The sequence below is a fragment of the Streptomyces albospinus genome, assembly GCF_014648695.1.
In the GTDB taxonomy this organism is placed as follows: Bacteria; Actinomycetota; Actinomycetes; order Streptomycetales; family Streptomycetaceae; genus Streptomyces; species Streptomyces albospinus.
This window is the reverse complement of record NZ_BMRP01000064.1, coordinates 21166-34849: the sequence shown is the minus strand read 5'-3', so window position 1 is coordinate 34849 and position 13684 is coordinate 21166. Positions and strand designations below refer to the sequence as shown.

At 69.6% G+C, this 13684-nt stretch carries 14 protein-coding genes and 1 pseudogene; 4 read left to right on the top strand and 11 right to left on the bottom strand.

From position 1 onward, the window contains the following. Window positions 1-120: 120 nt before the first annotated feature. The 4 genes from IEZ17_RS38235 to IEZ17_RS38220 are packed head-to-tail and all read right to left on the bottom strand — an operon-like array spanning window position 121 to window position 3174. Window positions 121-795, bottom strand: coding sequence for an urease accessory protein UreF (locus tag IEZ17_RS38235; protein ID WP_189308233.1), 675 nt, complete (start codon window positions 793-795; stop codon window positions 121-123). A 33-nt stretch (window positions 796-828) separates the two neighbouring features. Continuing rightward, a complete protein-coding gene (locus IEZ17_RS38230; RefSeq protein ID WP_189308232.1) occupies window positions 829-2550 on the bottom strand; it encodes an urease subunit alpha in 1722 nt (573 codons plus the stop codon). After that, window positions 2543-2854 (bottom strand): urease subunit beta, encoded by a 312-nt coding sequence (locus IEZ17_RS38225; RefSeq protein ID WP_043268469.1) that lies wholly within the window; start codon window positions 2852-2854, stop codon window positions 2543-2545. The genes IEZ17_RS38230 and IEZ17_RS38225 overlap by 8 nt, the downstream gene beginning before the upstream one ends. Before the next feature lie 17 nt (window positions 2855-2871). Further along, the gene (locus IEZ17_RS38220) at window positions 2872-3174 is read right to left on the bottom strand and encodes an urease subunit gamma (RefSeq protein WP_159506771.1); all 303 of its coding nucleotides are present in this window, start codon (window positions 3172-3174) and stop codon (window positions 2872-2874) included. Window positions 3175-3705: 531 nt separating this feature from the next. Between IEZ17_RS38220 and IEZ17_RS38215 the strand changes: the two genes are divergently transcribed. Continuing rightward, window positions 3706-4653, top strand: coding sequence for a M28 family metallopeptidase (locus tag IEZ17_RS38215; RefSeq protein ID WP_189308231.1), 948 nt, complete (start codon window positions 3706-3708; stop codon window positions 4651-4653). A gap of 57 nt (window positions 4654-4710) precedes the next feature. Here IEZ17_RS38215 and IEZ17_RS38210 read toward each other — a convergent pair whose 3' ends face one another. Both IEZ17_RS38210 and IEZ17_RS38205 read right to left on the bottom strand, forming a co-directional pair. Beyond that, complete coding sequence (locus tag IEZ17_RS38210) at window positions 4711-5025, bottom strand: type II toxin-antitoxin system Phd/YefM family antitoxin (protein WP_189308230.1); 315 nt, start codon at window positions 5023-5025, stop codon at window positions 4711-4713. A 705-nt stretch (window positions 5026-5730) separates the two neighbouring features. Then, on the bottom strand, window positions 5731-6069 hold the full coding sequence (locus IEZ17_RS38205; protein WP_189308229.1) for a nuclear transport factor 2 family protein: 339 nt from the start codon (window positions 6067-6069) through the stop codon (window positions 5731-5733). Window positions 6070-6257: 188 nt separating this feature from the next. On the opposite strand from IEZ17_RS38205, the gene IEZ17_RS38200 reads away from it, so the two are divergent. Next, window positions 6258-7184, top strand: a complete 927-nt coding sequence (locus tag IEZ17_RS38200) for an SDR family oxidoreductase (RefSeq protein ID WP_189308236.1) — start codon at window positions 6258-6260, stop codon at window positions 7182-7184. Between the two features lie 63 nt (window positions 7185-7247). Continuing rightward, entirely contained in the window at window positions 7248-7622 is a 375-nt protein-coding gene (locus IEZ17_RS38195) for an MmcQ/YjbR family DNA-binding protein (RefSeq protein WP_189308228.1), read from the top strand. An 835-nt stretch (window positions 7623-8457) separates the two neighbouring features. Here IEZ17_RS38195 and IEZ17_RS38190 read toward each other — a convergent pair. Further along, window positions 8458-8676: a restriction endonuclease subunit S domain-containing protein gene (locus IEZ17_RS38190; RefSeq protein WP_189308227.1), complete on the bottom strand. Its 219-nt coding sequence runs from the start codon at window positions 8674-8676 to the stop codon at window positions 8458-8460. Window positions 8677-8825: 149 nt separating this feature from the next. Further along, on the bottom strand, window positions 8826-9524 hold the full coding sequence (locus IEZ17_RS38185; protein ID WP_189308226.1) for a hypothetical protein: 699 nt from the start codon (window positions 9522-9524) through the stop codon (window positions 8826-8828). A gap of 26 nt (window positions 9525-9550) precedes the next feature. Here IEZ17_RS38185 and IEZ17_RS38180 point away from each other — a divergent pair, with 26 nt between their 5' ends. Next, complete coding sequence (locus IEZ17_RS38180) at window positions 9551-10051, top strand: hypothetical protein (protein WP_189308225.1); 501 nt, start codon at window positions 9551-9553, stop codon at window positions 10049-10051. Here IEZ17_RS38180 and IEZ17_RS38175 read toward each other — a convergent pair. The 3 genes and pseudogenes from IEZ17_RS38175 to IEZ17_RS38165 all read right to left on the bottom strand — a co-directional run bounded on the left by IEZ17_RS38175 (window position 10048) and on the right by IEZ17_RS38165 (window position 13464). Then, window positions 10048-10452 (bottom strand): toxin-antitoxin system YwqK family antitoxin, encoded by a 405-nt coding sequence (locus tag IEZ17_RS38175; RefSeq protein WP_189308224.1) that lies wholly within the window; start codon window positions 10450-10452, stop codon window positions 10048-10050. The genes IEZ17_RS38180 and IEZ17_RS38175 overlap by 4 nt on opposite strands. A gap of 151 nt (window positions 10453-10603) precedes the next feature. Next, window positions 10604-11017, bottom strand: a pseudogene (locus IEZ17_RS38170) (transposase); the annotation flags it as partial. A gap of 614 nt (window positions 11018-11631) precedes the next feature. Continuing rightward, a complete protein-coding gene (locus IEZ17_RS38165; RefSeq protein WP_189308223.1) occupies window positions 11632-13464 on the bottom strand; it encodes a glycoside hydrolase family 15 protein in 1833 nt (610 codons plus the stop codon). Window positions 13465-13684 lie beyond the last annotated feature (220 nt).

Genomic DNA, 13684 nt, shown 5'->3' with positions numbered 1-13684 from the left:
GGCGGCGGCGCTGTAGGTGTGCCGCTCGGGGAAGCCGTCCTGGTGGTCGAGGTGCATGGTGGGTCACTCCGGTGGTTCGTACGGCCGCGGGGTGCGCGGCGCGGTGGGCGGCGGCGGAGGTCAGGACGCGAAGAGGCGCACCGGCCAGGCGGCGTGTGCCTCGGCGCTGATGTCGAGCAGCGGCGCGGAGGCGGCGGGCAGGGCGTCGAGTCCTTCGGTGGCGACGCGGGCCGCTGCCTCGGCTCCCTGTTCCGCGACCTGTTCGAGGTCGGGGGCGAGGTGGGCGAGGACGGCGGTGGCGTCGAAGGGGTCCAGGCTCAGCAGCCGGACCGCGGCGGCGGCCGGACCGCTGATGTTCTCGTAGGCGACGGCGTACGCGGCGTCCAGCGGTGCCAGTCCGGCGGACCGGGCGGCCAGGCCGAGGACGACCGGCTGGTGGGCGCCGCGCGGGCGGGCCGCGGCGAGCGCGTCGAGCTCGGGTCCGGGCCAGGTGGCGCGGGCTGCCCGCATCATCTGGCGGCCGAGCCGCCGGGCGACCTGGCGCAGCGCCGGTACCGGCGTGCGGGCGTCGGCGGCGTCGTCCAGGAGGAGCGGGTCGCAGCCGGCGGCGGCTGCCGCGGCGAGTCCCGCGGCGACCAGGCCCGCGGTGTGCAGCCGGCCCCGGCAGAAGGTCTCCAGGGTGGCGGCGTCCTTGATACGTCCCGCGGTGACGGCCGGTTCGGCGCCGCCCGAGTGGGCGTGCCCTCCGGCGGGGAACCGGCCGTCGGCGAGGACGAGCAGCGCAGCGCGGCTCATCGATGGTGCTCCGGATCGTTCATTGACGGCACGTCAGAAGAGGAAGTACCGCTGGGCCATGGGGAGTTCGGCGGCCGGGGCGGGTTCGACCACCTCGTCGTCGATGGTCACCGTGAAGGTGTCGGGATCGACCTGGACGCGCGGCAGGGCGTCGTTGTTGCGCATGTCGGCCTTCGTGACGCCGCGGGTGGAGCGGATGGCTTCGAAGGACTTGGCCAGCGGGAGGCGCTCGGGGAGGTTGTCCTCGATGGCCTGCCGGGAGACGAAGTTGAGCGAGTTGCTGCCCGGGGCCCTGCCGAAGGCGCCGAACATCGGGCGGGGCAGGATCGGCTGCGGGGTGGGGATGGACGCGTTGGCGTCGCCCATCTGCGCATACGCGATCTGGCCGCCCTTGATGACGAGCTGCGGCTTGACGCCGAAGAACGCCGGGTCCCACAGGACGAGGTCGGCGAGCTTGCCGCTCTCGACCGAGCCGACGACGTGGTCGATGCCCTGGGCGATGGCCGCGTTGACGGTGTACTTCGCGACATAGCGCCGGGCGCGGTGGTTGTCCGCGCGGCCGTCGCCGGGCAGGGCGCCCCGGCGGCGCTTCATGACGTGCGCGGTCTGCCAGGTACGCAGCACGACCTCGCCGATCCGGCCCATGGCCTGGGCGTCGGAGGACATGATCGAGATGGCGCCGAGGTCGTGCAGGATGTCCTCGGCGGCGATGGTGGAGGGCCGGATCCGGGACTCGGCGAACGCCAGGTCCTCGGGGACGGCCGGGTTGAGGTGGTGGCAGACCATCAGCATGTCGAGGTGTTCCTCGACGGTGTTGACGGTGTGCGGGCGCGTCGGGTTGGTCGACGCGGGCAGCACATTGGACTCGGAGACCATCGCGATCATGTCCGGGGCGTGGCCGCCGCCGGCGCCTTCGACGTGGAACGCGTGGATGGAGCGGCCGGCGATGGCGGCGATGGTGTCGCCGAGGAAGCCGGCCTCGTTGAGGGTGTCGGTGTGGATCGCGAGCTGGGCGCCGCTCTCCTCGCACACCGTCAGGCAGGCGTCGAGGACGGCGGGCGTGGCGCCCCAGTCCTCGTGGATCTTGAAGCCGAGGACGCCGGCCTTCAGCTGGTCGCGCATCGACGGCAGGGACATGGTGTTGCCCTTGCCGAGGAGCCCGACGTTGACCGGCAGGTTGTCCATCGACTCGAAGAGCCGGGCGACGTGCCAGGCGCCGGGGGTGATGGTGGTGGCCTTGCTGCCCTCCGCGGGACCGGTGCCGCCGCCGACGAGCGTGGTGATGCCCGCGGCCAGCGCCTCGTCCACCTGCTGGGGGCAGATGAAGTGGACGTGGGTGTCGATACCGCCGGCGGTGAGGATCTTGCCGTTGCCCGCGATGATCTCGGTCTCCGGACCGATGACCAGGTCGGGGTGGACGCCGTCCATGGTGTCCGGGTTGCCGGCCTTGCCCAGGGCGGTGATCCTGCCGTCCCGGATACCGACATCGGTCTTGACGATGCCCCAGTGGTCGAGCACGACGACACCGGTGATCACCGTGTCGGGCGTCCCCTCGGCGCGGGTGGCGCGGGACTGGCCCATGGATTCGCGGATCACCTTGCCGCCGCCGAACACCGCCTCGTCGCCGGCCCGGCCGGGGCCGCCCGAGCGGTCCTCGGTGATCTCGATGACCAGGTCGGTGTCGGCGAGCCGGATCCGGTCGCCGGCGGTGGGGCCGAACAGGTCGGCGTACTCCTGGCGGGTCAGATCAGCCATCGAGTGCTCCTCCGGTCTCACCGCGCAGGCCCGCGACGATCCGCTTGCCCCCGATGGGGACCAGCTCGACCTCGGTGGGGATTCCGGGCTCGAAGCGCACGGCGGAGCCGGCCGCGACGTTCAGCCGCTTGCCGTGCGCGGCGGCGCGGTCGAAGTCGAGGCCGGGATTGGCCTCGGCGAAGTGGTAGTGCGAGCCGACCTGGACCGGGCGGTCGGCGGCGTTGAGGACGGTCATGCGCGTGAGGGGGAGCCCTTCGTTCAGGCGTACCGGCTCGTCGGCGTAGAGGATCTGTCCCGGGATCATCTTCATTACTCCCGCGGTCAGTTGATGGGTTCGTGAACGGTGACGAGCTTGGTGCCGTCGGGGAAGGTCGCTTCGACCTGAACGTCGTGGATCATCTCCGGGACGCCTTCCATGACGTCGTCGCGAGTGAGCACCTTGCGGCCGGAGGACATGAGCTCGGCGACGGAACGACCGTCCCGGGCGCCTTCAAGGATGTGCACAGTCAGCAGAGCGATGGATTCCGGGTGGTTCAGCTTCAATCCCCGCGCCCGCCGCTTTTCGGCCACATCTGCCGCCACATGAATCATCAGCCGTTCCTGCTCATGCGGGGTCAGTTGCATACGTTCCACCTCACAGTGTTCCCGCCCGGGTGCATTTGCCCAGGTCACAGGCGTTGACACACCCGTTCGGTTAGATGTATCACACAGTGATTAAAGGGGGAGCAAACCGGCTTCCAGCACTTGGATATCAACTGCCCCACAAGCCCAGCATAGTTCGGCGAGATTTCACCGCTGTTACGGCCGACGGCGGATCTCGGAACCCTTGCCGCACTTGGCGTAACACGCCGGAAATCACCGGCCGCTACCGGGTGGCAACCTGATTCACTGCCGCCTTTCCCGCCCCGGACCGGAGGGCTGCACGGAAATCCCGGTGGCGAATTCCATACCCCGGAAACCGTTCCGGAAAGCCTCAAGCCCCGCCGATAGGCCGCTACCAATCGGGACTATCCGCATAAACCAGACGCCATTCCGATGCGCGGACGCCACTGTCCGGTATCCGCCCTTGACTGATTTCAAACGCGGTCGCAATCCTCATGTGCGCGTCAAATCAGCTGGGCGCCATTCCCCCCACACCAGCATCGGAGCCACATCGTGACCCGCTCAATCCGTACCCGCCGTATCGTGCTGGCCACCGGCGCCTGCACCGCCGTCGCCGCCCTGCTGGGCACCGCCGCCGCGGCCCAGGCCACCTCCTCCCGGCCGCTCGCCGCACCGGACATCCCGGTGGCCGCCGTCAAGGCACACCTCGACCAGCTCCAGTCCATAGCCGACGCCAACGGAGGCAACCGCGCCCACGGGCAGCCCGGTTACAAGGCGTCGGTCGACTACATCAAGGGCAAGCTGGACGCCGCCGGCTTCACCACCAAGCTCCAGGAGTTCGACCACAACGGCGCCAAGGGCTACAACATCATCGCCGACTGGCCGGGCGGCGCCGAGGACAAGACCGTCATGGCCGGCTCCCATCTGGACTCGGTCGACGCGGGCCCCGGCATCAACGACGACGGCTCCGGCTCGGCCGGCATCCTGGAGGTCGCGCTCGCCGTCTCCCGGGAGCACCTCAAGCCCGCCAAGCACCTGCGGTTCGCCTGGTGGGGCGACGAAGAGGACGGCATGATCGGCTCCCAGCACTACGTCGACAGCCTCGGCGCCGACAAGGCGAAGCTCGACTCGTATCTGAACTTCGACATGATCGGCTCGCCGAACCCGGGCTACTTCGTCTACGAATACGACACCCGGCTGACGAAGGTCTTCAAGGACTGGTTCGCCACCAAGAAGATCCCCACCGAGCGGGAGACCGAGGGCGACGGCCGCTCCGACCACGCGCCCTTCAAGAACGCCGGCGTCCCCGTCGGCGGACTGTTCTCCGGCGCCGACTACATCAAGACCGACGCCCAGGCGAAGGAGTGGGGCGGCACCGCGGGCAAGGCGTTCGACGCCTGCTACCACCAGTCCTGCGACACGTCCAAGAACATCGACGACACCGCGTTGCACAACCACAGCAACGCCATCGCCAACGCCCTGTGGCAGCTCAGCTCCTGACGCCCCCGCAGCACCGCACGGTCCCGCGCTGACGGGCCGCCGCGGCGCAGCGAACGGTCACCTCCCGCGACCCGGCCGCCGATCCCCGGCAGCCGGGTCGCGGTGTTCTGCCGCGATGCCGAACCGCTGCCGTTCGCCCGCAGCGGACGGCAGCTGCCGGACCGTGGAGACCGTGCTGATCACCTGCTCCTGCTCCGCGCCCGCCTCGCGCCGCCCCAGCTCTTCGAGTCGCTCCAGGTCAGCGGCGGAAACCAGGGCCACCAGCGGCTTCCCGTGGCGCGTGACGACCACCCGCTCGCCGCCGTAGACGACGCGGTTGATCAGATCCGCCAGCTCGGCTCGGGCTTGCGTCACCGGAATTTCGTAGGCCATGCTCCTAGCCTATGTAATGTCCACCTGGTCCATCGTGGTCCGTGGCGACAGCGAATATCCAGGTCAGAGGTTCTCGCGTGCTCCCGTGCGCTCTCGTTTGTGAGAGATGCGTGAGACGAGGTGAACACGTGCAGAGCATCAGCAAGCGCACGCGCCGCCCGCTCCCCCTCGCCGGCACCCCGCTTCCAGCCCTACACCACGCCCAGCCCCCGAGCAAGCGGCCGGCCACCGCGTGCCGCGCGGCTGCGGCATCGCCCACCACATGGGGCGCCCGCCGACCGCGCAGCGTCGCGACGAGTCGGCACAGGACACCGGGTGGACGCGGAGCGGGAGACCGGGCGGGCATGACTTCTCCTGGTGGCGCGTGGAAACCAACCAGGGACCGTCAGCGAGCAAGCCCGCGGTTCACGGTGAGCCCCATCACCGATGCGCGGCACACCTGCGCGCACACCGATCAGTGTGCCTCGGGACGGAAGACCGTTCCACACGCCGGGCCGCACTACGCCAAACGAACGGGGGGAATCACCGAGCGGACAACCCCGCGCTCAAGACGGAGGGCCGGGTCACCCTGATCGACGGTCTCCTCGCAGCCGCCGCCTGCTCAGTCTGGTGCCCGACGCCGTGGCCGGCTGCCGGTCCGTCTGGGTGCCTCGACCGCGTACGCGTGGCCGAGTGCTCCCCCTTTACCTTCGGGCGAAGCCGCCACTAGCCGACGTAGTCGTCTTGCGAGGCGATCTTGCCCGCGCGCAGCTGCAGGACCGTGCAGAAGCTGGGGGTGACCGGCTCCCCGGCCGGAGGCAGGTCCGGCACAGCCCCGGAGCTGGTCCCCGCGAAGTCCCTGCGGTCAGGGACGGCGGCCGCGTACTCCTGAATGTGGCCCACAAAGGCATCCCGACCATGGAAGACGAGCTGGTACGCCCTGACGGTGTAGGCGACGTCATCGGTGCACAGCGCCCCGAACCGGTCGAAGTCCTGGTCGTTGTAGGCGTCTACCCACTCGTGAGCGAGCTCGCTGGCGTCCGCGTCAACCGTGTTGCTGGTCATGACTGCTGGCCTTCCTGTTGCCTTTGAGGCGCCGTATCGAGAGGTTGACACGGATATAGGTCGATTCCTGTCCTATATCCGCATGGGCGCCGATTGCTCGGTATAGGACGCGTCCTGTCCTATACGGAGGTGATGCTTCCGCTATGACTTCTCAGGACAACACCAAGGTCACAGGCAGGAGCACGGGCATGGGCGAGGGACAGGGGAAGACACTGGCCGGGAAGGTGGCATTGATCGCGGGGGCGACCCGGGGTGCGGGCCGGGCCATGGCCATCGAGCTCGGCCGGGCCGGCGCCACCGTCTACGTGACCGGCCGTACCACCCACGGCAGCGCGAGCGAGACCGGGCGCCCGACAGAGACCATCGAGCAGACCGCCGAGCTGGTCACGGCGGCAGGCGGCGAGGGCATCGCGGTCGTCGTCGACCACCTCCAGCCGGAGCAGGTGCGGGCGCTGACCGAGCGCATCGACAAGGAGCAGGGGCGGCTGGATGTGCTCGTCAACGCCGTCTGGGGCGGCGACGGCCTCGTCGAGCACGGCAAGAAGATGTGGGAATGCGACATGGACAAGGGGCTGCGCATGCTGCAGCTCGGCGTCGAGACCCACTTCGTCACCAGCCGCTACGCCCTGCCGCTGATGATCCGTCGGCCCGGCGGCCTGGTGGTGGAGATGACCGACGGTACGGAGGAGTTCAACCGCCGTTACCGTGAGCCGTTCTACTACGACCTGGCCAAGTACGCCCCGATCAGGATGGCGAAGGCACTGGCGGCGGAGACCGCCGAGTACGGCTGCACCGCCGTGAGCCTGACCCCCGGATTCATGCGCACCGAGGCGGTGCTGGAGATGTTCGGGGTGCGTGAGGAGAACTGGCGAGAGGGCTGCAAGGTCGACCCGACCTTCGCGGTCTCCGAGACCCCCGCCTACGTCGCACGAGCCGTGACGGCGCTCGCCTCCGATCCGGACGTGGCCCGCCTCAACGGCCGCTCGGTGTCCGCCGGGGCCCTGGCCAAGGAGTACGGGTTCACGGACGTCGACGGCTCGTCCCCGGACCCCGCACGGTATTTCGAGGAGCTCATGACCACCGGCAAGGCCCCCGACCCCGCCGCCTACCGCTGACCACCGCGCGGGCCCCGGGCTCCAGGGCCCACGCCGGACCGCAATGCGAGGGAGGTACCGCCCATGACGCCGGCGGAAGTCGCGGAGTTCGCCATGGGACTGCCGGAGGCGACGGAGGGTGAGCCCGGGCCCGGGATGACCCTGTTCAAGGTCAGCGGCAAGATCTTCGCCATCCTGACGGAGGCTGGTGACTCGCGCCCAGAGCAGGTGACGCTCAAGAGCGATCCCGAGTCCGCCCTGCACTTGCGCGAGCAGTACCCGTCCGTCCGCCCCAGCTTCTACGCGCGCCTGCGGCACTGGAACACCGTGGTCCTGGACGGCACCGTGCCCTCCGATGAGCTCGCCGACATGATCGAGTACTCCTGGGAACGCGTCGTGGCCGGCCTGCCCCGCGCCACCCGCGAACGGCTGCAAAGGCTTCTCCAGAACCGGCCATGATCCCGCCCGCCCGCCGGGCCGGAGCGGAAAATGCGCGACGAAGTACCACACCGCCCGCTTCATCCTCGTGCCCGCGCTCCGCGAGGAACTGGAGGTGATCACGCCGGAGGACCGCGACCCGGGGCGGCCGTGGAAGGCGGGCCCGCCCGTCGAGGCCGCGCCGACCGCCGCGGCGGCCAAGCCGATCCGGATCGGGTATGCGCGCTGCTCGACCGCCCAGCAGGAGCTCGCCTCACAGCTCGCCGGGCTCGAAATCGCATGGAAGGCCGGCCTTGGCCCACGATCACCATCTACCACCGCTATGACGGCGAACAGCTCCTCGCCGCCTCACTGTTCCGCCACACGAAGTGGGACGTGACCGAGGTGAAGGTGCCCAGGAGCGTGGACGGCCTCGAAACCGTCCTGGAAGCATTGCGTGCCGGTGAGGGGTTTCGAGTCGACGTTCCGGACCCGCCGTACACCCCGGGCAAGCTCGTACTCACGCGCAACAGGGACAGAGGGCTGCTGGTCGAAGGATCACGCTCCCCGGGAGCAGCGCGCCGCTGCATCGACATGGTGCTGGATGCCGCCACGAGAAGACCACCGAACAGAAGAAAGCCGCGGCCGCTCGGGAACGCGAAGCAGAACGCAGACAGCTCGCGGAGGCTGCGCGGGCCACCCCCCGGAAGGTCGATGACCGGGACCGGTCGGTGAGCCTTCGGACGGTCTCGGGAGGGCTGCCCACCCTCGGCCGGCGCTCACGATAGGCCGCTGTTCGCTCGTTACGGCCCGCTTCCCAGCTGGGCCCAGCTGGGTGGCGGGCCGCTCCATCTCGGTCGCCTTCGCCGGCACGTGATCAGCTTTCGTTCGGGTTCTTGCCGACCAGGGCGGTCGGCAGTTCCACGATCTGGGCCTGGTTGCGGTCGATCTTTTCGTTGAGCTCGCCGATCTTCTCATCGATCTTCTGGTCGAGGTTGGCCACCTTCTGATCAAGGTTGCCCACCTGGAGCCGCAGCGCGGTGAGGTCAGATCTAACGATCCCCGCGCCTTCGTCGCCCGCGCGACAAGCTGCCACCCGAGCGAGCCCCGCTCAGCCCGGTCAGGGAGGTAGGCCCGGGGCGCCGGAACCTCGTGGAGTGCACCGAGTGCGGGCGCCCGGGGCCGGCCGAAGCGCTGCCGGGCGGGATGTACCGGGGGGCAGATGAGGGGCCTAGGGCAGGCCTTCTACCGGTCCAACTCGGGGTAGTAGCCGCGTTGGTACGAGGACAGCTCGGAGATGGGGAACTGGGCCGCGCCCCGGCAGATCAGGCAGACGCGGGTCCGGCGGCATGCACGGCAGTTCTCCCGGCCGCGCGTCTCGTCCGGCACCCAGACGCGGCCCCCGCACTCGGGGCATCGCCCCAGGCCGTCGCACTCGTAGCACAGCACGTGTCCGGACGTGACGGTTTCGGCGGTGCGGATCGGCTCCGGCCACCGGAACTCCTCCGGCTCGCGCAGGGCCATCGCCGGCGTCCGCCCTCTGAACCACACCTTGGACGGGGGCACGGGGTCGTTGTCGTTGGTTATGTGGATCTCGATGGTGCAGCCGTTGTCGTGGCGGCCGGTCACCACGATGCGGGGTTTCCGGCCAGGGTTCTCCTGCGATGTCGTCGTGCTCTGCCGCCAGCCCGCCGATGTGAGCAGGGCGGCCGCGCGGGACGCGATGTCGGCGGCGCTGACATGCGCGGGGCGCTTTCCGGTGAAGAACTCTGCCGCGTACTGGTAGCGGGGTGGTTCATGCCCGTCGACGCCCCGAGGCTCGTTGAGGAACAGCAGGCTCAGATCGCTGCCGGGGGTCAAGTCGTCGATCATCATCGACAGTTGAGACCGTAGGGCTCGGCCCAGGCGGTCCAGTTCTTCCTGCGCGCCGGCTATGGGACCCATGGTTCCCCCCTTCAGGAGGTCAAAGTATGTTGCCGATCGTCACGCAGGCCGCGGCCCGTGCCCAGCTGCTGCGGCATCTCACCGAAACGCTCCGGGCGCTGCCCGCCGAACTGTCCCTCGCGCTGTGGCATCCGGACCTCCCCAAGGCGAGGATGCACGACGGCGCCACCCTGTTCGGCAGTCCATTCGACGATGACGATGCTGATGGCGACGAGGGCGGTGACGTCGGTCGGTCCGCCGTTTTCGACATCGGGTACTGGGTGGTCGGGACCACGCCCGACACCTCCGGCGCGTATCTCGACATGGTGATGCGCGTCTGGAGCGACCGGGGTTGGACGATGCGGACCTCCAGGGATTCGCCGCCGCTTGACGGGTTCGCGCGCAGCCCCGACGGATACGGGTTCAGCGTCAGGCAGAGCATCAACGGGTACCTCAGCATGTCCGGGACGACTCCGACCTTCATGGTCGACCCGAACCCCAAAGTCCCCTTCCCGGACCGGATCGACCACCCGGCCGGCGAGCTTTAGCGCGGCTTCCCGCATACCTCGGTCAAGTCGCCCTCATCGTCGAAGACCTGCTCCCCGGCCAGGGTGCCGTCGTGGTTCCAGGAGCGGAACACGCCGTGGCACTGGCCCCACACCATGAGGCCCTCGGACATCAACGGTCCGTCGGCCCAGAACGAGCGGGCCGGTCCGTGCGCGTAGCCGTCGACGTAGAAGTCCTGATACAGCAGCTGATCACCGATGGCTTCCACCAGCTCGCCGGTGAACGGAACGCCCTTGTAGGTGAGCGGCGGCCCGTGGGTGCCGCCGTCGTCGATGTCGTCGCGGTCCAGCTTCCAGTCGATCCGCAGGTGGGCCGGGGCACCGTCCGGTGCCTGCGGGCTCTGCGCCTCCCGCGCTTCCTGGTCGTGTTCTCGCCGCGCCATGCGGGTCACCGTGCAACTCGGCGGGCGCGCGGGGCAGCGCTTCGGCGTAGTCGTGTGACGTCCGGTTCGTGATCATCCGAGGCCGAGGAGTGCCAGGGGGACTGTAAAACGTTCGGCCCTGTCTCACATTCGGTGGTGACGGAGCGTGCTGTTATCCGAGGAGGATGCGGTGGCGAAGAAGGGTGAAGCCTGCTCGTCCGTGCATCTGGCGCGCGATCCGCTTGGTCTTGGTGTTGACGCCCTCGGTCGGGCCGTTGCTGTACGGGAGCGTGAGCGCGGCGATCACGGCATCGCGGTCTCGCTCCAGGCCCCGGGTGAAGGCGTGCAGATGGGGTAGGTCGGCTGCGCGGACTTGGACGATCCAGTGCGCGAGCGCGTCGGCATTTCCTGCGTGAGGCGTCAGGAGCTGGGCGAAGTCCCTGATATGGGTGGCCAGTTGGGTTATTTCAGGGCAGGCTGCGGTGAGCCGGTCCAGGAGGTCGTGATGTTCGGCCTTGAGGTTGTCGGGCCTGGTGAGCAGCATCCGGGCGAGTCTGCGCGCCGAGATGTGGCTGCGGTCGGCGTCGAGAACCTGCCGTTCGTCCACGGACACGGTTACTGTCACCGCTGCCCCCGGCGCGTAGCGGTGCGCGTTCGTCAGGGCCTCGCGGATCACGCGGTCCAGCGCGCGGCACACACTCGAGGAGGCGTCTGCCACGTCCGGACCCGTCCAGTCCAGGCGGACCCGGGCACCCGCCGCCGACGAGGCCCCGGCCAGCGCCTCCACATCGGCACGTGACCCTCTCGCATCCGTCTGCACGGCGTCCGGTGGGCCCAGCGCCCCCAGGACCTCATGCAGCTCGTCCAGTGCGTCGCCTGCCATTGCCCGGAGCCGTACCGCATCGCCGCGCAACTCGGGCGCCCTTTGGCCGAGGGTCATTTCCAGGCCGCCCGCATAAACGAATGAAGTCAACCGGGTCCCGCGTGTCGCCGTTCGGCACGTGCGCGTACGCCCACACCGGGCATCTGCCAGGCATACCTCGGCCAAGGTCGGCCGTCATGGGGCCGACCACGAGCACGAAGGGCTCGTCGATGGCGATGCCCTTCGCGGTGAGGGTCTCCTGGCAGAACATCTCGTGCTGCGTGCCGCCGAGGTGAACTGTCCCCGCCTTGCCGACTTCGGGGTCGCTCCAGTGGGGGTTAGTGTCCGGTTCTTCGTGTTGCGGGTTGCCGCTCGGCGTCGCGGATGGCTCGGGCGGCGTTGATGAGCCCGATGTGGCTGAAGGCTTGGGGGAAGTTGCCGAGGGCCTCTCCCGTGGTGGAGTCGGTCTCCTCGGCCAGCAGGCCGACGTCGTTGGCGTGCGCGACGGCGGTTTGGAACACTTGCCGTGCGCGGGTGGTGTGGCCGGTCAGGGCGAGGGCGTGGGCGAGCCAGAAGGTGCACAGCAGGAAGGTTCCCTCCTCTTCCTCGATCTCGTCGCCGCGGTAGCGGCGGACCAGGCCGCCCGGGTCGGTGAGGTGAGTGGCGATCGCCAGCACGGTGGACTGGACGCGGCGATCGTGCGGGGGCAGGAAGCCGACGATGGGGAGCATGAGTGACGAGGCGTCAAGGTCGTCGCTTTCGAATGCCTGGGTGAAGGCGCTCAGCCGGGGGTTCCATCCTCGCTGTTCGATGGCTTGGCGGATCCGGTCACGCTCGCTCCGCCAGTGGGGTACGTGTGCGTCGGCCCGAAGGGCGGGGGCCATGGCGATCGCGCGATCCAGGGCTACCCAGCACATCAGTTTCGAGTGCAGGAAGTGCCTGCTCGGCCCGCGTCTCTCCCAGATGCCCTGGTCGGGTTCGGTCCAGCGGCTCGCGGCCGTCTCGGCCGCTTGGAGCAGGAAGTCCCGGGTGGGCGGGTCGAGGCTCCCGCCGGGCGGGAGGGTCTGGTGGGCCGCGTCGAGGAGTTCGCCGTAGACGTCGAGTTGGCGTTGGCGCCATGCGTCGTTGCCGGTACGCACGGGGGTGCTGTTGCGCCAGCCGGCCAGGTGGGGCAGGACCCGCTCGCTCAGGTCGCGTTCGCCGCCGATGCCGTACATGATCTGCAGATCCACGCCCCGTTGGAGCTGGGTTGCCGCGGCTCGGGCGAGGAAGTCGAAGAACTTGTCCTTCTCCTTCTCACAGGCGGCGGTGGCCAGTGCCTGCAGGGTGAAGCTGGCGTCGCGGACCCAGGTGTAGCGGTAGTCCCAGTTGCGTGTCCCGCCCGAGCGTTCGGGCAGGGAGGTGGTGGCCGCGGCGACGATGGCTCCCGTAGGAGCGAAGGTCAGCGCGCGCAGCACGCGTCCGCTGTGGCCCACCTCGACCTGCCAGGGCCCGACGTAGCCGCGGTGGAGCCGGGACCACGAACGCCAGCCCTCGGCGGTGTCGTTGAGACGTCGGCGGATGCGTCGCGAACCCCAGGGCGCGGGCTCGCTTCCCCAGGCCGGCCCGATGTGCAGGGCGAATCCGAGACGGTCCGACGCCCGCAGCGTGATCCGGCCGTGCGCGGTGGAACCACTCACCGCAAGGTCCACGGGGCTCGACAGCAGCAGTACGTGGGCGCCCCCGTAGGCGGCGAGCCCGCCCCCGACGGGTGAGAGGAGCGGGTGGACGAGCCCGAACTCCGGGCGCGGCGCATAGGCGATCTCGACAGGCACCTGTCCTTCGGTGCAGGTGATCTGCCGTAGGAGGGTTCCAGGGGAGGCGGTGCCGAGTGCGTGTCCGCGTTCACGCCGTCCCAGGGCGAGCGCGTCGCGCAGGACGGCTGTTCCTCCGGTCGTGCGGAAGGTCGTCTCCAGTACAAGGGTCTGCTCGACGTAGCGGCGGCTGACGTCGGCGGGTCCGGCGGGGCGGATGGACCAGTGGCCGGCGTTCTCGTCGAGGAGGCGGGCGAAGATCGCCGGGCTGTCGAAGCGGGGAAGGCACAGCCAGTCCACCGAACCGTCGGAGGTGACCAGGGCGGCCGAGCGGCAGTCGGAAAGCAGGGCGTGATCACCGATAGGTCGCGTGCTCACCGGCCACGGCCCATCCCGTTCCGGCCTGGCGACGCGGCCGGACCTGAACGACCCGGGTAGTCGCCCTCGACGCAGGCCGCTCCGGGAACCGGCGGGTCGTCCATCACAGCCTCCCTGCGCGTCGGGTTCACCTCACTCAAGCAGCACGGTCCGCGGAGCGCACGTCCCGCCGCAGGCGGTTGCCCTGGCAGGGTGGCGGCCCGGCCCTGCCACCCGCTCG

What these genes read in the sequence shown, in the direction of transcription:
- IEZ17_RS38210 (WP_189308230.1), bottom strand. Translation starts at nt 5,025, where the DNA reads ATGGCCTACGAAATTCCGGTGACGCAAGCCCGAGCCGAGCTGGCGGAT.
- IEZ17_RS38225 (WP_043268469.1), bottom strand. Translation starts at nt 2,854, where the DNA reads ATGATCCCGGGACAGATCCTCTACGCCGACGAGCCGGTACGCCTGAAC.
- IEZ17_RS38180 (WP_189308225.1), top strand. Translation starts at nt 9,551, where the DNA reads ATGTTGCCGATCGTCACGCAGGCCGCGGCCCGTGCCCAGCTGCTGCGG.
- IEZ17_RS38185 (WP_189308226.1), bottom strand. Translation starts at nt 9,524, where the DNA reads ATGGGTCCCATAGCCGGCGCGCAGGAAGAACTGGACCGCCTGGGCCGA.
- IEZ17_RS38230 (WP_189308232.1), bottom strand. Translation starts at nt 2,550, where the DNA reads ATGGCTGATCTGACCCGCCAGGAGTACGCCGACCTGTTCGGCCCCACC.
- IEZ17_RS38200 (WP_189308236.1), top strand. Translation starts at nt 6,258, where the DNA reads ATGGGCGAGGGACAGGGGAAGACACTGGCCGGGAAGGTGGCATTGATC.
- IEZ17_RS38195 (WP_189308228.1), top strand. Translation starts at nt 7,248, where the DNA reads ATGACGCCGGCGGAAGTCGCGGAGTTCGCCATGGGACTGCCGGAGGCG.
- IEZ17_RS38235 (WP_189308233.1), bottom strand. Translation starts at nt 795, where the DNA reads ATGAGCCGCGCTGCGCTGCTCGTCCTCGCCGACGGCCGGTTCCCCGCC.
- IEZ17_RS38205 (WP_189308229.1), bottom strand. Translation starts at nt 6,069, where the DNA reads ATGACCAGCAACACGGTTGACGCGGACGCCAGCGAGCTCGCTCACGAG.
- IEZ17_RS38220 (WP_159506771.1), bottom strand. Translation starts at nt 3,174, where the DNA reads ATGCAACTGACCCCGCATGAGCAGGAACGGCTGATGATTCATGTGGCG.
- IEZ17_RS38175 (WP_189308224.1), bottom strand. Translation starts at nt 10,452, where the DNA reads ATGGCGCGGCGAGAACACGACCAGGAAGCGCGGGAGGCGCAGAGCCCG.